The organism is Sphingomonas sp. PAMC 26621 (genome assembly GCF_000251145.1).
Taxonomy (GTDB): Bacteria; Pseudomonadota; Alphaproteobacteria; order Sphingomonadales; family Sphingomonadaceae; genus Sphingomonas.
Genome location: NZ_AIDW01000018.1, coordinates 33638 through 55792, shown reverse-complemented (window position 1 = coordinate 55792; position 22155 = coordinate 33638). Strand labels below are relative to the sequence as shown.

The 22155-nt window shown below is 65.4% G+C and carries 15 protein-coding genes and 2 pseudogenes; 7 read left to right on the top strand and 10 right to left on the bottom strand.

Annotation, left to right across the window (positions count from 1 at the left end; all coding sequences use genetic code 11):
• Nucleotides 1-51: 51 nt before the first annotated feature.
• The gene (locus RI03_RS09675; RefSeq protein WP_010163812.1) at nucleotides 52-681 is read left to right on the top strand and encodes a carbonic anhydrase; all 630 of its coding nucleotides are present in this window, start codon (nucleotides 52-54) and stop codon (nucleotides 679-681) included.
• Nucleotides 682-765: 84 nt separating this feature from the next.
• Nucleotides 766-1179, top strand: coding sequence for a hypothetical protein (locus tag RI03_RS09670; RefSeq protein ID WP_010216982.1), 414 nt, complete (start codon nucleotides 766-768; stop codon nucleotides 1177-1179).
• A 202-nt stretch (nucleotides 1180-1381) separates the two neighbouring features.
• On the opposite strand, the pseudogene RI03_RS09665 reads toward RI03_RS09670, so the two are convergent.
• Both RI03_RS09665 and aspS read right to left on the bottom strand, forming a co-directional pair.
• Nucleotides 1382-2154: pseudogene (locus tag RI03_RS09665) on the bottom strand (polyphosphate kinase 2 family protein).
• Nucleotides 2155-2249: 95 nt separating this feature from the next.
• Nucleotides 2250-4058, bottom strand: coding sequence for an aspartate--tRNA ligase (gene aspS / locus RI03_RS09660; RefSeq protein WP_026046607.1), 1809 nt, complete (start codon nucleotides 4056-4058; stop codon nucleotides 2250-2252).
• Between the two features lie 152 nt (nucleotides 4059-4210).
• On the opposite strand from aspS, the pseudogene rnd reads away from it, so the two are divergent.
• A pseudogene (gene rnd, locus RI03_RS09655) lies at nucleotides 4211-5385 on the top strand (ribonuclease D).
• 9 nt (nucleotides 5386-5394) lie between these two features.
• Here the strand turns inward: rnd and RI03_RS09650 are convergent.
• From RI03_RS09650 to RI03_RS09625, 6 genes are all read right to left on the bottom strand, one after another.
• Nucleotides 5395-7023, bottom strand: a complete 1629-nt coding sequence (locus tag RI03_RS09650; protein ID WP_138995646.1) for a glycosyltransferase family 39 protein — start codon at nucleotides 7021-7023, stop codon at nucleotides 5395-5397.
• The gene (locus RI03_RS09645; protein WP_010216977.1) at nucleotides 6975-8162 is read right to left on the bottom strand and encodes a glycosyltransferase; all 1188 of its coding nucleotides are present in this window, start codon (nucleotides 8160-8162) and stop codon (nucleotides 6975-6977) included. The genes RI03_RS09650 and RI03_RS09645 overlap by 49 nt, the downstream gene beginning before the upstream one ends.
• A 184-nt stretch (nucleotides 8163-8346) precedes the next feature.
• Nucleotides 8347-9861: a Ppx/GppA family phosphatase gene (locus RI03_RS09640; RefSeq protein ID WP_170318368.1), complete on the bottom strand. Its 1515-nt coding sequence runs from the start codon at nucleotides 9859-9861 to the stop codon at nucleotides 8347-8349.
• Between the two features lie 7 nt (nucleotides 9862-9868).
• On the bottom strand, nucleotides 9869-12046 hold the full coding sequence (locus tag RI03_RS09635) for an RNA degradosome polyphosphate kinase (protein ID WP_026046605.1): 2178 nt from the start codon (nucleotides 12044-12046) through the stop codon (nucleotides 9869-9871).
• The gene (locus tag RI03_RS09630) at nucleotides 12043-12666 is read right to left on the bottom strand and encodes an HdaA/DnaA family protein (protein WP_010163800.1); all 624 of its coding nucleotides are present in this window, start codon (nucleotides 12664-12666) and stop codon (nucleotides 12043-12045) included. The genes RI03_RS09635 and RI03_RS09630 overlap by 4 nt, the downstream gene beginning before the upstream one ends.
• Nucleotides 12667-12709: 43 nt before the next feature.
• The gene (locus RI03_RS09625) at nucleotides 12710-13975 is read right to left on the bottom strand and encodes a hypothetical protein (protein WP_010216973.1); all 1266 of its coding nucleotides are present in this window, start codon (nucleotides 13973-13975) and stop codon (nucleotides 12710-12712) included.
• A gap of 62 nt (nucleotides 13976-14037) precedes the next feature.
• On the opposite strand from RI03_RS09625, the gene purM reads away from it, so the two are divergent.
• The 4 genes from purM to RI03_RS09605 all read left to right on the top strand — a co-directional run bounded on the left by purM (nucleotide 14038) and on the right by RI03_RS09605 (nucleotide 16870).
• The gene (purM, locus tag RI03_RS09620; protein WP_010216970.1) at nucleotides 14038-15147 is read left to right on the top strand and encodes a phosphoribosylformylglycinamidine cyclo-ligase; all 1110 of its coding nucleotides are present in this window, start codon (nucleotides 14038-14040) and stop codon (nucleotides 15145-15147) included.
• 150 nt (nucleotides 15148-15297) lie between these two features.
• Entirely contained in the window at nucleotides 15298-15873 is a 576-nt protein-coding gene (gene purN, locus RI03_RS09615) for a phosphoribosylglycinamide formyltransferase (protein WP_010216969.1), read from the top strand.
• Nucleotides 15870-16133 (top strand): MmcQ/YjbR family DNA-binding protein, encoded by a 264-nt coding sequence (locus RI03_RS09610; RefSeq protein ID WP_010216968.1) that lies wholly within the window; start codon nucleotides 15870-15872, stop codon nucleotides 16131-16133. The genes purN and RI03_RS09610 overlap by 4 nt, the downstream gene beginning before the upstream one ends.
• A 242-nt stretch (nucleotides 16134-16375) precedes the next feature.
• A complete protein-coding gene (locus RI03_RS09605; protein ID WP_238542337.1) occupies nucleotides 16376-16870 on the top strand; it encodes a hypothetical protein in 495 nt (164 codons plus the stop codon).
• A gap of 69 nt (nucleotides 16871-16939) precedes the next feature.
• Here the strand turns inward: RI03_RS09605 and RI03_RS09600 are convergent, their stop codons facing one another.
• On the bottom strand, nucleotides 16940-18520 hold the full coding sequence (locus RI03_RS09600; RefSeq protein WP_026046604.1) for a long-chain fatty acid--CoA ligase: 1581 nt from the start codon (nucleotides 18518-18520) through the stop codon (nucleotides 16940-16942).
• 31 nt (nucleotides 18521-18551) lie between these two features.
• A complete protein-coding gene (gene dnaE, locus RI03_RS09595; RefSeq protein WP_010216963.1) occupies nucleotides 18552-22070 on the bottom strand; it encodes a DNA polymerase III subunit alpha in 3519 nt (1172 codons plus the stop codon).
• Nucleotides 22071-22155 lie beyond the last annotated feature (85 nt).

Sequence of the window (22155 nt, the reverse complement as noted above, 5' to 3'; positions counted from 1 at the left end):
GATTGCTTGCGGGCCTTGCCACCCCCTGCATGCCTGCGATAAAAAGCGGTCATGGCTGATTTTTCCGAACTCGTCGGCGGGTATCACCGCTTCCGCGACTCTGACTGGGCGCGTCAGCGCGATCGTTGGTCCGAATTGTCCAAGGGGCAAAGCCCGAAGGTGATGGTGATCGCCTGCTCGGACAGCCGGGTCGACCCGGCGCAGATCTTCGATACGTCGCCGGGCGAGATCTTCGTCGTCCGCAACGTTGCCAACCTCGTCCCGCCGTTCGAGCGCGACGGGTCGCGCCACGGTGTTTCGGCGGCCCTCGAATTCGCAGTGACTCAGCTCAAGGTGTCCGAGATCGTCGTGATGGGTCACGCCTCGTGCGGCGGCGTCGGTGCCGCGCTGACCGAGGTGTTCGACGGCAAGGAGCCGGGCGAAGGCGGCTTCATCGCGCATTGGATCGACATCCTCGGCGAAGCCCGCGATCGGATCGTCGCCGAGCATGGCACCGGACCCGAGGCGGTTCGTGCGCTGGAGCTGGAAACGGTACGCGTCAGCCTCGCGAACCTGCGAACCTTCCCGTTCGTGCAGGCAGCGGAAGCCGCCGGTACGCTGTCGCTCCGGGGCGCCTATTTCGCGATCGCGGATGGCGTGCTGCACGTCATGGGCGAGGATGAGGGCTTCGCTGCTGCCTGACGGAGAGCCGTTGCCTGTCAACTGTTCCGGCCGTACCCTCCCGCAATGAGACCAAACACCCTGCGCGCCCTTCGGCGATACCACATGTATCTGGGGCTGTTCTTCGCGCCGATGATCCTGCTGTTCGCCATCAGCGGCGCGCTGCAGACCTTTCGGTTGCAGGAGGCGGGGGGCTATGGCGGTCAGCCGCCAACCTGGATCGTCTGGCTCGCCAGCGTCCACAAGGACCAGGGGCCGCCACGCGCGCCACGTGCCGAGCGGCCAAAGGCAGCTGGACCGGCGGTCGCCAGCGAGAAGCCGGAAAGACGCCCTGCCAGCGACGCAAAACGCCCCTCGCCGCTGCCGTTGAAGATCTTCGTCGCGTTGCTCTCGATCGCGCTGGCGGCGTCGACCGTGCTCGGCGTCATGATCGCCTTGTCGATCAAGAGCGGGCGACGTGTCTCGCTGACCTTGCTGGCGCTCGGCACGGTGGTGCCGATCATGTTGTTGTGGATCTGAGCGGGCAACGGGCAAGCGCACAGGGCGGAAAGCGGTCCCTCCTTCTTCCACTTCCCCGGCGCAGGCCGGGGCCCAGTGGTGAGGACGGATGTAACGATTCACACCGCCCGAATATCGTCTGTTCCACGCTTGGGCCCCGGCCTTCGCCGGTGAAGCGAAGAATTTTGAAACAGACGAACGCCCCCCACGGCCCAAACCCCCGCTATTCCCCCAGCGCCTTGCGCGCCACCTTCTCGATCTCCGCATCCAGCGGCGGCGGCGTCATGTCCACATTCGCCTCGAGCGCCTTGGCAATCATCGTAAGGGCGGCGATCCGCCCCGCCTTCTTGTCGTTGCCGTCGATGATCGTCCACGGCGCGACCTTCGTATCGGTGCGCTTGAACATGTCGTGCATCGCTTCGAGATACTCGGCGCGCTTCTCGCGATTGCGATAATCGTCGATCCCGGTCTTCCAGCGCTTCCACGGCGAATCGAGCCGGTCCTCGAGCCGCTTGTCCTGTTCCTTCTGGGTCACATGGACGAACAGCTTTACGATCGTCGTTCCCGACTCCGCCTGCTGCGCCTCGAACGCATTGATCTCGTCGAAGCCCTGCTTCCACTCGGCCTTGCTGGCATAGCTCTCGACACGCTCGACCAGCACGCGCCCGTACCAGCTCCGGTCGAACACCGCGATGTTGCCGCAGGCGGGAGCTTCTGCCAGAATCGCCACAGGAAATGATGGTCCTGTTCGTCCTGCGTCGGCGCCTTGATCGGGAAGACCTCGAAGTTGCGGGGATCCCATTCGGCACACAGCCGCTTGATGATCCCACCCTTGCCCGCGGCGTCCCACCCTTCAAACATCACGACCGCACGCTTGCGCTGAACGATATGCGCGACCTGGATATGCGCCAGCCGCTCCTGCAGGGCGTCCAGATCGTCTTCATAGTCGCCGGAATATTTCTTGCCGTCTTCATAATCCGAAAGGTGCAGCGTCATCAGATCGGGCCTCGTCGATGGGAGGGCGGCAATCATGCCGCCTTCCTATACTCGCCGTCACCCCGATTCGATCCCGCAGACCGATCGGAAGGGTTTCAGCCGGCCGCTTCCGCCGCCTTCGCCCCGTCACCGACGACCTTGAGGTTGAGTTCCTTCAACTGCTTGGGCGTCGCGAAATTGGGCGCGCCCATCATCAGGTCCTCGGCCTTCTGCGTCATCGGGAAGGTGATGACCTCGCGGATGTTGGGCTCGTCCGCGAGCAGCATCACGATCCGGTCGACGCCCGGTGCGGAGCCCCCGTGTGGCGGTGCGCCGCACTTGAACGCGTTGATCATGCCCGCGAAGTTCGTGTCGACGTCCGCCTGCGTATAGCCGGCGATCTCGAACGCCTTGTACATGATCTCGGGCTTGTGGTTCCGGATCGCACCCGACGACAGCTCGATCCCGTTGCAGACGATGTCGTACTGGAAGGCGAGGATATCGAGCGGGTCCATCGTCTCCAATGCTTCCATCTCGCCCTGCGGCATCGAGAAGGGGTTGTGGCTGAAGTCGACCTTCTTGGCGTCCTCGTCATATTCGAACATCGGGAAATCGACGATCCAGCAGAATTCGAACCGCTTGTCGTCGATCAGCCCGAGCTGGTCGGCAACCCGCGTCCGCGCGAGCCCCGCGAGCTTCGCCGCCGACGCTTCCTTGCCCGCCGAGAAGAAGATGCCGTCGTTCGGCCCGAGCCCGAGCGCCTCGGCGATCGCCTTCATCCCATCCTGGCCGTGGTTGTTGGCGATCGGCCCGCCAAACACGCCGTCCTTCTGCGTCGCATAGCCGAGACCCGGGAAGCCTTCGCTCTGCGCCCAGCTGTTCATCTCGTCGAAGAACTTGCGGCTCTTCTCATGCGTGTTCGGCGCCGCCAGCGCGCGGACGACGTCCCCGCCCTCGACCATCGACGCAAAGCGCCCGAAGCCCGAGCCGCGGAAATGCTCGGACACGTCGGTGATGACGATCGGGTTGCGCAGGTCGGGCTTGTCGTTGCCATACTTAAGCATCGATTCGCGGTACGGAATCCGCTTGAACGGCAGCGGCGAGACGGTGCGTCCCTTGCCCTGCCAGTCGGCGAACTGCTCGAACACGCCGTGGAGCACCGGCTCGATCGCCGCGAACACGTCGTCCTGCGTGACGAAACTCATCTCGAAATCGAGCTGGTAGAATTCGCCCGGCGACCGGTCGGCACGCGCATCCTCATCGCGGAAGCACGGTGCGATCTGAAAATAGCGATCGAACCCTGCGACCATCAGCAGCTGCTTGAACATCTGCGGGGCCTGCGGGAGTGCGTAGAACTTGCCCGGATGCACCCGGCTCGGCACCAGATAATCGCGCGCGCCTTCGGGTGACGACGCGGTCAGGATCGGCGTCTGGAATTCGGTGAACCCCTGGTCGATCATCCGCTTGCGCAGCGACGCGATGACGTTCGAGCGCAGCAGGATGTTGGCATGCAACCGCTCGCGCCGCAGGTCGAGGAAGCGGTAGCGCAGGCGAATATCCTCGGGATATTCGTTCTCGCCGAACACCGGCATCGGCAGCTCGTGCGCGGACGACTGGACGGTCACTTCCCGTGCGCGCAGCTCGACCTCGCCCGACGGCAGACCCGCGTTCACCGTCTCGGGCGAGCGCGCGACGACGTCGCCAACCACCGTCACGACCGATTCGGGCCGCGCCTTGTCGAGCATCGCATGTGTCGGGCTGTCGCTGTCGGTGACGATCTGCGTGATACCGTAATGGTCGCGCAGGTCGACGAACAGCAGATTGCCGTGGTCGCGCTTGCGGTGGATCCAGCCCGACAGCTTGACCGAGGTGCCGACGTCGGCGGCGCGCATCTGGGCGCAGGTGTGCGTGCGATAAGCGTGCATCGTTCTTCTTCTCATGTGCGTCACCCCGGCCAGGGCCGGGGCCGCGCGCGAACCGGGCACGACGCCCGCTCCACAAGGGTGAAAGGGATGCTCCGCGCTTCCCTCCCTCACCCACCTTTGTCAAGGCGCGCGACCGTCGCTATGGGGGGGTGATGCATATCCATCCGCTTATCACCGACAGTGCCACCCTCGCCAATCTCTGCACCCGACTGGCCGAGGCCGACTTCGTCTGCATCGATACCGAGTTCATGCGCGAGAACACCTTCTGGCCCGAACTGTGCCTGATCCAGATCGCCGACACCAACGAGGCCGCCGCGATCGACCCGATGGCGCCGGGGCTCGACCTCGCGCCACTGCTCCAGCTGATGGTCAACAACGACGACGTGCTCAAGGTCTTCCACGCCGGCGGGCAGGATCTCGAAATCATCTACAACCTCACTGGCAAGACCCCCTACCCGCTGTTCGACACGCAGGTCGCGGCGATGGCGCTCGGTCAGGGCGAGCAGATCGGCTATTCCAACCTCGTCGACGCATGGCTCGGCCTGACGATCGACAAGGGCGCGCGTTTCACCGACTGGAGCCGCCGCCCGCTCGACGCGCGCCAGATCGAATATGCGATCGGCGACGTGACGCATCTCGCCGACATCTTCCCGCGGATGCTCGCGCGACTGCGCAAGACCGGGCGCGGCGCCTGGCTCGACCAGGAGATGGAGCGGATCGGCGATCCCAAGAATTATGCGAACGACCCCGAGGAAGCGTGGAAGAGGATCCGCATCCCGAGTCGCAAGCCGGACGTGCTCGGCCGCCTCAAGGCGCTCGCGCGGTGGCGCGAGATCGAGGCGCGGTCGAAGGATCTGCCACGCGGCCGGATCGTCAAGGACGAGACGATCGCCGATCTCGCGGGGCACGCCCCGCGCAAGCAGGCCGATCTCGCCAAGGTCCGCGGGCTCTCGGCGTCATGGGCGCAGAACGACATCGGTGCCCGGCTGATGTCCGGCTCGAACATGCGTCCCCGATGGACGCGGAGGAAATGCCCGCGCGCGACGATCGCAAGCCCGGTCTGGGCAAGGACGGCGCACTCGTTGCCGACCTGCTCAAGCTGTTGCTCAAGATCCGCTCGAAGGAAATCGACGTCGCCGCGCGTTTGCTGGCGCGGACCGACGATCTCGATGCGCTGGCGGCGGGTCAGCGCGAAGGTCTCTCGATCCTCGAGGGCTGGCGCTTCGACCAGTTCGGGCGCGATGCGCTCGATCTGGTCGAGGGGCGGCTCGCGTTCGCGGTGGTCGGCGGCAAGCTTAAGATGACGCGGACCGAGGACGTGACCTGACGCGGAGCTTCAGCGCGTCGGCGTTCGCAAACAGGACAGCTGGAGCTGCCCACCGCGAACACAGGTGCCGCGCTGGAGTTCGGCAACGGCCGGCGGACCGAAGGGACCGATGAAGAATTCAGGCTCGCCCGGGATTTCATTCAGCAACCCTGCTTTATGCAACACGTCCAGCGGCTGCTCGGTATAGCGTTGGGTAAAGTACAGTTGCGTTGTCGCTGGCAACGCCAGTTGGCCGCTGCGTGTCGCGACTGTGCGAGGCCCGTACCCCGTCGCCCACGCGTTCAACGGCGGGCCCGGAAGGGTTACGATCGCGATCGGACAGGTCCGGCCGGACGTTATCCAGCTACAGGCTTCCGCCGCGATGACGGCACCGCCTTCACCGCTGACGACGATCGCGCTGTTCGGGCTTCGCAATGCCCGGGTCAACCCGCCGACCCAGTCTTCGGTTTCGAAATCGGGATACGTGACGACCAGGTTGATCGTGACGAGCGCGGTCACCAGCCCACTTGCCGCAAGGAACAGCGTCGGCTTGCGGATAGTGCTCAATCCGGCGCAAACCAGGGTCACTGGAAACACTGCGATCCATACCAGCGTACGCTCGACCAGAACCGGCTGTTTAAGACTGAACCCGAAAAAGACCACCAGCGCCATCACGCCGCATGCCGCCGCCAGTCTGGTCGCGCTTCGATCGAACGTTCGAATTGTCCCATATAAGGCACCGCCCAGGATCACCGCCGCGACGGTTCTCTGGTAATGCGACGGGTCCCGCACCAGCAGGGTGCTGTACCAGAAAAGCTTCGTTGATCCCCTGATCCCAGCATAATGCAGCCAGGCGATGTTGGGGTTGGGCGCCAGCATCTGATGGTAAGCGATGTAGATCGCCCATGCTGAGCCCACCACGATCGCAGCGTCGGCGGCGGCCAGCCGAAGCCAGTCCCGCCCGAGCACCGGTATGAAGCGGCGATCGGCAATCATCAGCCCGACGGTTGCGATCGGCAGCCATAGAAACCCGGTGCTATGAAAGTAAACCGCGGCAACCGCCCCACCGACGTACCCCAGCCATGCCGTGATCCGACTGCGGTTTCCGGTATCATTGGCGGTTACGATGCTTACCAAACTGAAGAATGAAAACGTGATCGCGAGCGCAAAGAAACTGTAGCCCCGGACCTGTTGCGCGTAGAAGATCTGCTGGGCAGAAACCGCAAGCAGCAGCGCAGCGACCGTCGCGGCCTGTTTCCCATAGACCCGCGAAAGCCCGCGGTACGTCACAACGATCGTCAGCAGGCTGGCGATGATCGCCGGCACGCGGAGCATTACCGGCCCCATCTGTCCGATCAGCAAGATCCAGCCCCGTAGGATGCTGTAGAAGAGGGCCGGATTGGTCTCTCGAACCATCCAGCTGCTCCACAACCGGGCGAACGGCTGATGTGCGAAGAACAACGATGCATATTCGTCGAACGACAGCGAATAATTCGCAAGGCCGAACCGCAACGCCGCCGCTAGCAGCAGGATGATAGCCACCACGCCTACCCCCTGCTCGGCCCCGAACCAGCGCCCCCGCGCCTGCCGGGGCGCTGGTGCCACACCGCTCACAGGCGCTTCCGCCAGGTGAAGATCGACGACATCGAGTAATTCCACACGGTCGTCACCGCGATCCCAGCAAGTGCCGAAAGGATCAGATAATTGTGCCGCTGGTACAGCCAGCGCGCGATGCCGACGTTGGCGAACAGGCCAACCCCGCACACAAGGTTGAACGTCAGCCAGCCCCACCACAGCCGCTGCCCCTTCAGGCGCTGGTCACTGTAGGTCAGGATGTTGTTGAGGAAGAAGTTGCTCGACGTCGCGACCAGCGTTGCCACGGCCTGCCCCACGGCAAACCAGCGCGCTTCGTCCGCGGTACCGAACACTGCCAGCAGGATCTGCAACACGACCGTGAGCACGAAAAAATGGACCACCACGCCAGACCCGCCGACCAGCGCAAAGCTGACGAAGCGGATCGGCACGACGTGGCCGAACGCCTTGTCGAGCAGCAACTGGAGATATTCCCACAGCACCAGCCCGTCGAGCTTGCTTTCGCCATGCTGCCGCGTCCGAAACGTGAACGGCACTTCCGCAACGCGCAGCGGCGTCGGCGACGACGCGGCGATGTCGAGCAGGATCTTGAACCCGACCGACGACAGCCCGGGCAAGGAGCCCATGAAAGCGGCGCGCGTCAGCATGAAGAACCCGCTCATCGGATCGCCGATCGCGGTCTTGGTCAGCTTGTTGGCCAGCATCGTCGCAAATTCGCTCATCGCGATCCGGCACTTGTTCCAGTCGCCCATGCCGCCACCCTCGACATAGCGGCTGCCGACGACCAGATCGATATCGCCGCGCCGGATCCGCGCGAGCATGTCGAGCAGGATCGTCTCGTCATGTTGCATGTCGCCATCCATCACCGCGACATAGGGAGCCGCTGTCGCGAGGATGCCCTCGACACATGCCGACGCGAGGCCACGCCGGTCGAACCGGTGGACCACGCGGACCCGCGGATCCTCGAGTGCAAGCGCTCGCGCCTGGTCCGCGGTGCCGTCAGGAGAATTGTCGTCGACGAACACCACCTCCCACCGGGTATCACCCAGCGCGGCGCGGAGCGCCTCGACCAGCAGCGGGACATTGCGTGATTCGTTGAAGGTGGGAACGATGATGGATAGCTCGGCGGGGAGCCGGAACGCCCCTCCGGGGTCGCGCTCGGCAATTACGGCTGACGACACCAGCCCCTGCTGTGACGAATCCATACCAACTTCCCCAAAGTATCGGACTTGCCTGTTGCAAACCTTGCCCCGAGCCCCCTCGGAATGCAGTCTCATCCATATGGGGTATGTTTCCGTATAGCAACAAACGGTTGTGCCATTCCGGGACAGGGCGACGCAGCGGATCCCTCAGCAAGATACGGTCCTGCGAACGGCCGCTGCGCTTGATTCAGACCGCAGCCTTGCGCCCCAAAGCGGTCGCGAGCGCACCGTGCCGCCGTTCGACCGTCTCGCTGTAGAGAACACGGTCCTCGGGCGCGACCTTGAGCGTCAGCAGGCTTCCGTCATCGATCAGCCGGGTGCGCTGCAATGGCCCGGCGAGACCGCCGCTCATCCGTTGTCCAAGCCGCATCGCCAGGCCCCACAGCACCGCCCGCTTGAGATCGATCGCGGGCGCCAGCATCGCGAGCGGGGCTGGCGTCTCGGTCCCGCCGCCAAGGCTGGTGAACAACGCCTGCGCCATCACCGCGCGGCCCCGCGCATCGACCGCGACCCAATTGCCGTGCAACGCCACCTCGACGCCGCGTTCGGCGCGGAACTCGGGATTGGCGCGCCAGCCCACGTCCGCCAGCAGGCAGGCCGCCAGCCGCAACCGCGCCATGTCCGGCGCATCGCGCGGAAACAACGGAGCGATCCAAGTGTCGAGCAGATCGCCATGCTCGGCGAACCGGCCGTGGCGCTGTCCTTCATCGCGAGTCGCGACGATCAGCGGGTCCTGCGCCCGGACCGCGGGGTCGAGCGCCCCGTAGAGCAGCCCCTCGCGCAATCCGAACGCCGAGACGATCGTCGTTTCCGTGCCGAGATGCTTGAGCAGCACCGCCAGCAGCGCGTCGGCATCGCCCAGCGTCGCCGCGCGCCCCGCGGACAGGCCGGGCACCGCGCGCAACCAGGCCTTGTTAACATGGCTGATCGTGCGCCCGAGCCGGTCGATCGCGCTGCGCGGCATCGCATATTGGTGGATCACGGGGAGCGGATAGCTGTTGACGTGCATGTCGAGCCGCGCGAGCGCGCGCCACGACCCGCCGACGAGGTACAAGGGCAGCCCCTTCCCCTTGCCCAGCCAGCCCGATGTCCGCAGCGCGTGCTCGACCACCCGCTGTAACGCGCCCGGCCCCTTGTTCCGGATCGCCGCGATCCTGAGCACGCCAAGCGGGAACGACACGCGGTCGCGCACCTCGCCGTTCGAGACGCGGATCAGTTCGAGGCTGCCGCCGCCCAGATCGCCGACGATGCCGTCCGCCTCGGGAATCGCGGACAGCACGCCGTACCCCGCGCCGCTTGCTTCCTGCTCGCCCGACAACAGCTCGACGTCGAGCCCGAGGTCGCGCGCTGCGTCCAGCAGCACCGCGCCATTGCTCGCGTCGCGGACCGCGGCGGTGGCGACCGTGCGCAGCCGCGTGACCTCCATCTCGCGCGCGACCGCCGCGAAGCGCGCCAGCGCGTCGGCACCGACCTTGAGCGCTTCGGTCGCAATCGCGCCAGTGTCGGCCAGTCCGCGCCCGAGCCCCGCCATCACCTTTTCGTTGAACAGCGTCGCGGGCAGCCGTTCGGGCCCCTGATAGACGACCAGCCGGATCGAGTTCGACCCGATGTCGATGATCCCGGTCCGCGGCGCGCCATTGGCGGCTGCCGGCGCCAACGGGCCGCCGACGGGCTTTGGCTTGCGAAAGATGAGCGCGGTCATGGTCGCGTCACCGCCGGCGCCGCAGCGACAGCTTGGGCACCGATCCGCTCGCCGCCAGCGCCGCACCGCGCCCCGACAGCGACGGGTTGGTCATGAAATAGCGGTGCAGGTTGAACGGCCGGTCGCCCGGCTCTTCGCGGATATAGCTTCCGTCCGCCTGCAAGTCCCAGCTCTGTTCGTTGTCGATCAGGTTTGCCACCATCACCTGGCCGAGGATCTGGTCGTGGACGGTGCGGTTCTCGATCGGGAGCATATATTCGATTCGCCGGTCGAAGTTGCGCTGCATCCAGTCGGCCGAGGTGATGAACAGCTTGGCATCCGGGTTCGGCAGGTCCTTGCCATTGCCGAACGCCCAGATCCGGCTGTGTTCGAGGAACCGCCCGACCACCGACTTGACGCGGATGTTCTCGGACATGCCCGGAACGCCGGGCTTGAGGCAGCAGATCCCGCGGATGATCAGGTCGATCTGGACCCCGGCCTCGCTCGCTTCGTACAATTTGTCGATCGTCTCGGGGTCGACGACCGAGTTCATCTTCGCCCAGATCGCGGCGGGCTTGCCCGCGCTGGCATTGGCGATCTCGGCGTCGATCAGGTCCATCAAGCGCGGACGCATGTCGCGTGGCGACAGGCTGATCAGCGCCATATTCTCGGGTTCGACATAGCCGGTGACGTAGTTGAACATTTGCGCGGCATCGCGCCCGAGCCGAGGATCCGCCGTGAAGAAGCTGAGATCCGTATATATTTTTGCGGTTATAGGATGATAGTTGCCCGTCCCGAAATGGCAGTATGTGCGATATTGGCCACTTTCCCGACGCACCACCATCGAGACCTTGGCGTGCGTCTTCCAGTCGATGAAGCCGTAAACGACCTGAACCCCCGCGCGCTCCAGCGCCGACGCCCACAGCAAATTCTGCTCCTCGTCGAAGCGGGCCTTGAGCTCCACCACCGCAGTAACGGACTTGCCCGCTTCGGCGGCGGCGATCAGCGCGTTGATGACCGCTGACTGCTTCCCCGCGCGATAGAGGGTCTGCTTGATCGCAACGACGTCGGGGTCGGCGGCGGCCTGCTTGAGGAAGGCGAGCACCACGTCGAACGTCTCGTACGGGTGGTGGACGACGATGTCCTTCGCGCTGATCGCCGCGAAACAGTCCCCGCCATATTCGCGGATCCGCTCCGGGAAGCGGGGCGAGAAGGGCGGAAACTTCAGGTCGGGCCGATCCTCGTCGACGATCGCCTCCAGATCCCCGACGCCGAGAAACGCGCCGCTCTCGGTGACGAAGCAATCCGGCCCACCCAGTTCGTCGCGGAGCACCGCGCCGAGCCGCTCGGGCATCCCGCTTTCCAGCTCGAGCCGAATCACCCGCCCCCGCCGCCGCCGCTTGATCGCGTTGGCGAAGTAGCGAACGAGATCCTCCGCCTCTTCCTCGATCTCGATATCGCTGTCGCGCAGGACCCGGAATTCGGCGGCCCCGAGCACGCGATAGCCCGGGAAGATCAGCGGCGCGAACCGCTTTACCAGTGATTCGACGGCGACGTAGCGCGCCTTCGTCCCCGGCAACCGGAGGAAGCGCGGCATCGGCGCGGGGATCATCACGAGCTCACGGATCGGCTGATCGTCCGAGATCCGGACAAGGTCGAACATCACCGCCAGGCCCTTGTTGGGCATGAACGGAAACGGATGCGCGGGGTCGAGCGCCTGCGGGGTCAGGATCGGGAAAAGCTGCTCGCGGAATTGCGTCTCCAGCCAGAACAGTTCTTCGGCGGTCAGCGCCTCGTCGATCGTGCGCGAACTCAGCACGCCGATCCCGGTTTCGGCAAGCAGCCGCCGCAGTTCGCGCCACACCGTGCGCTGGCTTTCGATCAGTGCGTCGGCCTCGGCGACGATCGCGGTCAACTGCTGCCCCGACGTCAGTCCGTCGGTCGAGCGGCGGTCCACGTCCTGCAATTGCTGGCCCTTGAGCCCGGCGACGCGCACCATGAAGAACTCGTCGAGGTTCGACCCTGAGATTGACAGGAAGCGCAGGCGTTCCAGCAGCGGATGCGCGGTATTGGTCGCTTCCTCGAGCACGCGCCGGTTAAACGCCAGCCAAGACAGCTCGCGGTTGAAATAGCGATCAGCCCCCTCGGTGCCGACGAACGGATCGTCGTCACGCACCAGGCTCGCGATATGGGCGGGTCTCGTCATGGATGCTCTGCCGGGTCTGGAGCGCGGCCGCCGATCAGCCCCGCCTCTTGCAATGTTGCCCGCGCGAGCGGGATCGACAAGCGCTTGCGGCGCTCTAGCACGACCTGGTCGAGCAGGTCGACGGCGCGAAGCAGCGCGACGTGAGTCCGTTCGACGCGAGTGACGAGCCACTGGATCAAGTCGGGCCGCGCGTCGAGCCCGCGCCTGAGGAACTGGCGTTCGAACAGGGCCGCCATCAGCACCTCATCGGGGTCGCCGATCCGCAGCGTCGGGCTCGCCATCAACCGCGAACGCAGATCGGGAAGCTTGATTTCCCATTCGGGCGGCGGTGAATCGGCCACCACGACGACCGGACGCCGTTCCTCCTGCGCGCGATTCCACGCGTGGAAGATCGCGATCTCGCTCTGCCGCTCGGCGTCGTCGATCAGCCCGCCGCCGGTCTTCGCGGCGAAGATCCGCGCGATCAGGCTGCGACCCGATTTGCGCGGCCCGGTGACGACCACCGCCATCACCGGCCAGGTGCTCCAATGTTCGAGCTGCTGGACCGCGCGGGCATTGGACGTGCCGATCAGGAATTCGTCATCGCGCGGGTCGGCTGGCCAATCGAACGGCAGTGCCATTTGCGCGGACGGGATCATAAGAGTCGGGTCTGACATCGGCGCATCAGCCGGTCGCATTATCGGCGGGCACAGCCTGGGCGCCCGGCGTAGGTGCCGCGCTGCGACGGATCCGCAATGTCGTCCCGCTGCCGTAAACGGTCCAGCCCCGCGCCTCCAGCGCAGCGCGAAGCACGGCAGGATCCGCGTCGAACTGGACCCGCAGGACCGAGACACCTCCAAGCGCAAGACTGGTGGTAATCGCCGATCTTACGCCCGGCACCCCCTGCAACGCCGCTTCGGTCGCTGTGACCGAGGTGGCATTCGGTGTGTCGGCCTGTACGGTCACGACCGAACCGCCCGTCGTGCCAGCCCCGGCGACACCACCATCCACACCGGGAAGTGCGAGATCGGTCGGCGTCGCGTCCGGCGTCGGCGTCGCGACCGGCGCGACATAAGCGAGGCCCGAATCGCCCATCAGCGCTCCGTTGCGAAGCGCTGCCTGATAGGCATCGTCGATCCGTTTCACCCCGGCGTCGAGGAGGACCGGCAGCGCCTCACCATTGTCGACGCGCAGCGTGAACTGCGTAATCAGGCGATTGTCCGGGCCATGCCGCGCTTGGAACGTCCCGATGATCGGGCCGCCTGGCCATTCGCGCCGGATCGAGACGGTCGGGATCACGACGTCGGTCGCACCATATTGGTCGAGCACGACACGCCACCACCCGCGCCCGCGGCGTTCGGTCTGCCCGAGGTTGAGCAGCACTGCGTCGTTCCCGGTTCCGGTCGGGCGGATATAGTCGATCAGGCTGTTGCCGGTGCGGTAGCGTAGCCACGCTTCCTGCCACGCGGTCTTCTGTTCGAACGCGGTCGCCACCCCACCACTGATCTCGATCGGGATCGTCAGCATCGGCGGCGACCGCGTCGCCTCCGCCGAAACGCCGAGGATCGATCCGGCGCGGGCGCGGCTGAACAGGACGCCTAGGCGTGCGACATAGCGGTTCGGGCCGATCTGTTCGTTCTCGACGACGATTCCCGACACCATGCTGTCGAGCGTCCCGTCCGACACCAAGGCACCACCGCCGCCGAGGCGTCGGGACAGCATCTGCCAGCCTTTGCGCTGCGCGATCCGCCATCCGGCGTAGCGCGCCTGGTCCGCGGTCTTGCCGGTCACGTCGACCGTGACGCCGCTGACTTCGTAACTGCCGGAGTAATCGGCAGAAGCGAGTCCCTGTGCCGGATTGTCGGCCTGAGCCAGGACCAGCCCGCCAGTCGCGGCAAGGCCAAGCACGGCGACCAACCCCAACGGGCGGAAAAGACGGTGGATCGACATGTCGGCGCCCTTTTGGCGAAGGAGGCGTGGAAATCCAAGCGCGATATGGCTAGGCGGACAGGATGAGCGAAAACGAACCGGACAAGGCGTCCTACACTTATGCCCAGGCGGGCGTCTCGATTGCGGCCGGCAATGCGCTGGTCCGCGCGATCGGCCCGATGGCCAAGGCGACGCGTCGCCCGGGCGCAGATGCGGATCTCGGTGGCTTCGGGGGGTTCTTCGACCTGAAGGCGGCCGGATTTGTCGATCCGCTGCTGGTCGCGGCGAACGATGGCGTCGGAACGAAGCTCAAGCTCGCGATCGAACAGGATTCGCATGACGGCGTCGGGATCGATCTGGTCGCAATGTGCGCCAACGACCTGATCGTCCAGGGTGCCGAGCCGCTGTTCTTCCTCGATTATTACGCGACGGCGAAGATCGACCCCGCCGTCGCCGAGCGAGTCATCGCTTCGATCGCCGAGGGATGCCTCCAGGCCGGTTGCGCGCTGATTGGCGGCGAGACCGCCGAAATGCCGGGTATGTATGCGCCGGGCGATTACGATCTCGCCGGTTTCTGCGTCGGCGCGGTCGAGCGCGACAATGTGCTGACCGGACGCGACATCGCAGCGGGTGACGTGATGCTGGGGCTCGCCTCGTCGGGCGTGCATTCGAATGGATTCTCGCTGGTCCGGCGGCTTGCAGCGGACAAGGAGTGGAAGCTCGATCGCCCCGCGTTGTTCGACAATGAGGTCCGCCTGATCGACGCGCTGATGGCGCCGACGCGGATCTACGTGAAATCGCTGTTGCCGTTGCTGGCAGAGCGCAGGATCAAGGGACTCGCGCATATCACCGGGGGCGGTCTGCTCGAAAACATCCCGCGTGTGCTGCCCGAAGGCGTCCATGCGAAGGTCGATGCCGATGCCTGGACGCAGCCGCGGCTGATGGCGTTCCTGCAAGCGCAGGGCAATATCGAGCCCGAAGAGATGGCGCGGACTTTCAACTGCGGAGTCGGCATGGTCGTGATCGTGGCGGCGGATCAGGTTCATGCGGTGACGACCGCGCTGGAGGCTGTAGGCGAGACGGTGCTGTCGATCGGAACGCTGGAAGCAGGACCGCGTGGTTGCACCGTATCGGGCTCGACCGAGACCTGGGGCGGCAAGGCCGACTGGACCGCCACGCATAATCATGGGTGAGCACCCGGATATCTCGCCCCGCATTCCCTGGAGCCGCGTCCCCGCCGAAAGCCGGATTCTGACGGCGTGCGAGAGACTGGCAGGGCAGCCCTTCGGTACCGCTGACCCCGCGGCTGGCCTGCGGCCTACGATCGTGTCGGGGTGGGACAGATGACCGCGCCAAAAACAAAGGTCGGCATTCTCCTTTCGGGTCGCGGCTCCAACATGATCGCGCTCGTCGAAGCCGCTCGCGACCCGGCGTGCCCTTATGAGGTCGCGCTCGTCGCCTCGGACAAGCCCGAAGCCCCTGGCCTCGCCTGGGCGACCGACCAAGGCATCGCGACTTGGAGCCTTTCGCCGAAAGGTATCGGCAAGTCTGCGTACGAAGCCGCGCTGGATTCGGCGCTGCGCGCTGCGCACGTCGAGACGGTTGCTCTTGCAGGCTATATGCGATTGGTTTCCGACAGTTTCGTTGGCGCGTGGCGCGGTCGGATCGTCAACATTCACCCGTCGCTTCTGCCGAAGTACAAGGGGCTCGACACACACGCTCGCGCGATCGACGCGGGCGATGCGGTTGCCGGTTGTTCGGTCCATGTCGTGACCGAGGAACTCGATGGGGGCGAGCTGCTCGGACAAGCCGAAGTTCAGATCCTGGGTGGCGATACGGCTGACATACTTGCGGAGCGTGTGCTGGCGGCCGAACATCGTCTTTACCCCAACATTCTGGCAGAGTTTGTCGCACGATGAGTCCCGATCCCGCCCCCCTGCTCGACCGCGTCCGCGCGCTGTGTCTCGGCCTCCCCGAGGCCGTCGAGCGCGAGTCGCATGGCGCACCCGGCTTCGTCGTCGAGGACGGGAAGTTCTTCGCTTATTTCTGGCATAACCATCACGACGACGGCGAGACCGTCGTTATCGTCAAAACGAGCGGCGACGACGAACAGGCGCAGCTCATCGAGCTTGATCCGGCGTGTTATTACAAGCCGGCCTATCTCGGGTCATCCGGATGAATTGCTCTGCGGCTGGACGGCGACACGGTCGACTGGGATCGTGTTGGAGACCGCATCGCGATCAGCTGGGAACTCGCCGCACCGCAGCGATTGCTGGAAGCGGGCGGTCGATGAGTGACCGGCCCGGTCCCGTCCCGACGCCTGCAGAAAAGGCCGAAGCTGCCGCGATCCGGCGACGTTGGGTTTCGCTCGCCGAAGTCGTCAGCGTGGCGGGAGTCGCGATTGCGGGCCTGGGACTATGGGTGACCTGGTCCGATCATCGCAGCGAACAGGCAGAGAAGCAGAGTCAGTCAGTTACCGAACGCCGTGAAAACGCGAGGTACGTCGTCAAGTCGAGCGTCGCCCGCAATGGCGATATCCTGATCGAGCGCGACGAACGGCATTCGTTGGGCGATATCAGCGTGACGTTCCCGGCCGCACTCGGGATTGCGGCGCAGACCTCTGTGACGCAGACGATCAGCCGAGGCTGGTACGAACGCGCCTTGCTCGCCGCGACCGATGGCGGCACGGATCGTAAATCCGGTAAGCTCCCCGTTTTGTTGACCGTCAATTACTGGAACGACGACTCGCGACGGAGTATCTCCGGTATCTACGACATCGTGTGGCAGACCAAAGGGCGCCTCGTGCTTGGTCGCGAGCTGAAGGTCGAAGCGCTTCGATTACGCGCTCCGATCGGGACAAAAGCGGCGCTGGAAGTGGCGTGGGCAAAAGACGGCCCGAAAACCAAATCCTCCTGATCCCTATACCCGGATCTTGTCGATCGACCGATCGCCGTCAGATACATTCGGTGCGAATATCGCGGATCTCTATGCCGCCAGAACATGATCCCGAAATTGCGCGCGCAATGCCGTCTTTAACAGCTTGCCTGTTGCGGTATGGGGCAGAGACTCAACGAACAAGATCTCATCGGGCAGCCACCATTTTGCGACATGCCCCGCAAGATGCGCCGCTATCGCCGCCGCAGTCACGTCGCTTCCCGCCTTGCGCACCACCAGCAGTAGCGGTCGCTCGTCCCATTTCGGGTGATAGACCCCGATCGCCGCCGCCTCTGCCACGCCCGGGCAGCCGACAGCCGCGTTCTCCAGGTCGACCGAGGAAATCCACTCGCCGCCTGATTTGATCACGTCCTTCGCGCGATCGGTGATCTGCATCGTACCGTCGGTGTGGAGTACCGCGACGTCGCCCGTATCGAACCACTGGTCCGAATCGACAGCGTCCGCGTCAGCCTTGAAGTAGCGCTTGACCACCCAGGGCCCGCGCACCTGCAACCGTCCGGAACTCACCCCATCACGCGGCAAGACCCCGTCGGCATCGTCGACCACGCGCAGTTCGATTCCGAACGGAATCTGTCCCTGCTTGCAGACGTGGTCGAGCTGCGCGTCTCGGCTCATCGTGTCCCAATGCGGCGGGTAGCAGCCGGCAGTGCCGATCGGCGAGGTCTCGGTCATCCCCCACAGGTGTTTGACCGTCGCCCCCATCCCCATGATCCGCTCGATCATCGCGCGCGGCGCGGCGGATCCGCCGATCGTCACCTGTCGGAGGTAGCGAGGCGCATCGCCGCTCGAGTCCATGTGCTGGAACAGGGCGAGCCACACCGTCGGCACCCCCGCCGAATGCGTCACGCGCTCCTCGTTCATCAAACGACATAGCACCGCAGGTTCGTTGACCGCCGAATAGACGACTTTCGCCCCCGCCAGCGCCGCCGCGAACGGCAGGCCCCAGGAGGCGGCGTGGAACATCGGCACGACGGGCAGGACGACCGAGGTCGACGACAGGTCGAACACCCAGGGCGCGACTTCGGCCATCGCGTGGATCACGGTCGAGCGGTGTTCGTACAACACGCCCTTCGGGTTCCCGGTCGTCCCGCTGGTGTAGCAGAGCATGCACGGATCGCGTTCGGGGCCTTCGTGCCAGGCATAATCACCGTCTTCTGCCGCGATCAGCGCTTCGAACGCGCCGTCGTCGAGGCAGACATACCGTTCGATCGACGGCCACTGATCGCGCAGCCGGTCGACGATCGGCTGGAACTGGCGGTCGTAGAACAGCACGCGGTCCTCGGCATGGTTGGCGATGAACACCAGTTGCTCGTCGAACAGCCGCGGGTTGATCGTGTGCACCACGCCGCCCATGCCGATCACGCCGTACCAGCAGGCCAGATGGTGCACGTGGTTCATCGCGAGCGTCGCGACCCGATCACCGGGCTTGACGCCGAGCCGTTCGAGCGCCTGCGCGAGCTTGCGCGCGTCTCGGGCGACGCGCGACCAGTCGGTTCGCGTCTCGCTGCCGTTTGCCCAATAGGTGACGATCTCGCGCGCGCTGTGTTCGCGCGCGGCGTGGTCGATCAGGCGCGGGACGCGCAATTCGAAATCCTGCATTCCGCCGAGCATCGTCTCTCCCATCATCGAGATGGGGCAGCACTCACCCCACCAGAGCCAGCCGCGCTTCGGCGGTTCTCAGCTCCACGTCGCTGACATCCTGCAAGCCTTCGATCCGCTCGGCAAGCTCCCCGTCGAGCAAAAAGTCGCGACCGAGCAGGACGCGTGCGTGCCCGCCACCGGCGACCGGCACTTTCGCCCATACCTCGCCGCGCGCGCCGCGGACGTCCGACAGGATCTGCGCGAGTGCGGCCATTCCGGCGGGGCTCGCCACGCTCAGTTCGAGCGCGAAGCGGGCGCTGTTGGCGAGTTGCTCGAACGGCTGGATCCGCTTGATCGAGACGCGCGGGGTCTCCTCGCCCGGACGGCGGTCGAGCTCGACCGTCAGCAGCCCGCAGCCGTTGTTGCGCGCGGCTTCCTCAAGGTCGGCGGCGACGCCGTCGTCGAAGCAGGTCGCGATGAACTGGCCCGACGGGTCCGAACAGGTCGCCATCAGGTAGCGCTTGCCCCGCGCGGAGGTGCGCCAGCGCGCGTCCTCCACTAAAGCGGCCATCGTTGCACCTGCGCGCGTTCCGTCGTCGGGGATCGACAGCTCGCCCAGCGCGGCGAAGCTGCGCGCGCCGTGCATCTTGGCGAGGTGACCGTGGCGGTCGACCGGGTGCGCGGACAGGTAGAAGCCGAATGCGTCCTTTTCCTGGTCCATCCGCTGCGCGACCGACCAGTGCGCCGAGCGGGGGAGCTTGATCGGGGGTTCGGCGGCGTCGGCGGTGCCGAACAGGCCGCCCTGCCCGCTGGTCTTCTGGTCGTGGATGCGCGCTGCGGTCGCTAAAATCGTTTCGGAACAGGCATATAGCCCGGCGCGGTTCTCGTCGAGGCAGTCGAACGCGCCCGCCGAGGCGAGCGTCTCGACCTGGCGCTTGTTCATCAAGCGCGGGTCGACGCGGCGGGCGAGATCGTCGATCGACTCGAATTTGCCGTTCGCTTCGCGCTCCTGGACGAGCTTTTCCATCGCGCCTTCGCCGACCGATTTGAGCGCGGCCAAAGCGTAGCGGACCCCCAACCCCTCGCCGGTATCCTCGACCGTGAACTCCGCTTCGCTTCGATTGATGTCGGGCGGCAGCAGCGCGACCTCCAGTCGCCGCATGTCATCCACGAAGATGCTCAGTTTGTCGGTGAGCGTCATGTCGAAACACATGGAGGCGGCATAGAATTCGTGCGGATGATGCGCCTTCAGCCACGCGGTCTGGTATGACAGCAACGCATAGGCCGCGGCGTGCGACTTGTTGAAGCCGTAGCCGGCGAACTTGTCGATCAAGTCGAACAGTTCGTTCGCCTTGGCCTTCTCGATCCCGTTGATCGTCTTGCAGCCCTCGACGAAGCCGGCGCGCTGCGCGTCCATCTCGGCCTTGACCTTCTTGCCCATCGCGCGGCGCAACAAATCCGCCTGCCCCAGCGAATAGCCCGCGAGGATCTGCGCGGCCTGCATGACCTGTTCCTGGTACACGAAAATCCCGTAGGTCTCCGACAGGATCCCCTCGAGCAGCGCGTGCGGATAGACGATCGGCTCGAGCCCGTTCTTGCGCTTGCCGAACATCGGGATGTTGTCCATCGGGCCCGGGCGATACAGCGAGACGAGCGCGATGATGTCGCCGAAATTCGACGGCCGAACCGCGGACAGCGTGCGCCGCATCCCCTCCGATTCGAGCTGGAAGACGCCGACCGTGTCGCCCTTCTGCAGCAACTTGTAGACGCCCTCATCGTCCCATTCGAGCGCGTCGAGATCGAGCAAGACCCCGCGCTGCGCGAGCAGGTCGATCGCCTTCTTGAGCACCGAAAGCGTCTTCAGCCCGAGGAAATCGAACTTCACCAGCCCCGCGCCCTCGACATATTTCATGTCGAACTGCGTGACCGGCATATCCGAGCGCGGATCGCGGTACAAAGGCACCAGCTCGGCGAGCGGACGATCGCCGATCACCACGCCTGCGGCATGGGTCGAGCTGTGGCGCGGGAGGCCCTCGAGCTTCATCGCGAGATCGAGCAGATGGCGGACGTTGCCGTCCTGCTTATACTCGCTGTGGAGCTCGGACACGCCGTCGATCGCGCGCTTCAGCGTCCACGGGTCGGCGGGGAGATTGGGGACGAGCTTCGCGAGCCGGTCGATCTGGCCGTACCCCATCTGGAGCACGCGCCCGGTGTCCTTCAACACCGCGCGCGCCTTCAGTTTCCCGAAGGTGATGATCTGCGCGACCTGATCGCGGCCGTATTTCTGCTGGACGTAGCGGATCACCTCGCCGCGGCGGGTTTCGCAGAAATCGATGTCGAAGTCGGGCATCGACACACGTTCCGGGTTGAGGAAGCGCTCGAACAGCAGCCCCAGTTTCATCGGATCGAGATCGGTGATCGTCAGCGCCCAGGCGACGACCGAGCCTGCGCCCGAACCACGGCCCGGGCCGACCGGAATGTCGTGATCCTTCGCCCATTTGATGAAATCCGCGACGATCAGAAAGTAGCCGGGGAAGCCCATCTGGATGATGACGTCGAGCTCGAATTCGATGCGCTCACGGTACGGGGTGCGCCAGTCGCCGGTCTGCTCGGCACTCTGGCCCCCGGCGGACAACAGCCCGAGCTCGGCGATCCGGTCCAGCCGCCGCTCCAGCCCCGCGCGCGCATCCACGCGCAGCTTTTCGGCTTCCGCCTCGCGGTCGCCCGCCAGGCTCGGCAGGATCGGCTTGCGCTTGGGCGCGGCGACGCCGCAGCGTTGCGCGACGATCATGGTGTTGGCGATCGCCTCGGGGAGGTCGGCGAACAGCGCCTTCATCTCCTTGGCGGGCTTCATCCACGCATCGGGCGAGCTGCGCGGGCGGTCGTCGCTGGCGATATAGGTCGAGTTGGCGATGCACAGCAAAGCGTCATGCGCCTCGCTGAAATCCTCTTCCGCGAAACAGCACGGGTTGGTCGCGACCAGCGGGAGGTTGCGGTCATAGGCGAGGTCGAGCAGCAGCGGCTCGGCCTTGCCCTCGATCTCGCACTGGCGGCGGGTGAGCTCGATATAGAGCCGGTCGGGGAACAGCGCCTGCAACCGGTCGGCATAAGCGAGCGCGCGGGCCGGCTGGTCCTCCGCGAACAGCCGCGCGAGCCCGCCCTCGCGCCCCGCGGTGAGCGCGATCAGCCCGTCCGAACACGCCGCCAGCGCGTCGAAATCGACATGCGCGGCGAGTTCGAGCGGACGATCGAGATGCGCGCGCGAGACGAGCTTGCACAGATTGTCATAGCCCGTCTTGTCCTGCGCATAGAGCGCGATCCAGTCGATCACCGGGGTCGCGGTCTCGGGCATGTCGGGGCGGCACAGCCCGAGCATCGTCCCGATCACCGGCTGGACCCCCGCCGCCATCGCCGCGTCGGAGAAGGCCATCGCGGCATAGAGCCCGTTGCGATCGGTCAGCGCGGCGGCGGGAAAACCGAGCTGTTGCGCGTGCTTGGCGATCGCCTTGGGCTCGATCGCGCCGTCGAGCATGGTGTAGGACGAGAAGATACGGAGGGGCACGAAGCCAGCATGAGACATGGGGGGCTTATGCGCCGTGGGGGCGATTCTGGGAACCGGGGGTGTGGGGAATTTCAGTCTTTGGGGGCGATAAAGGCAGGGACCT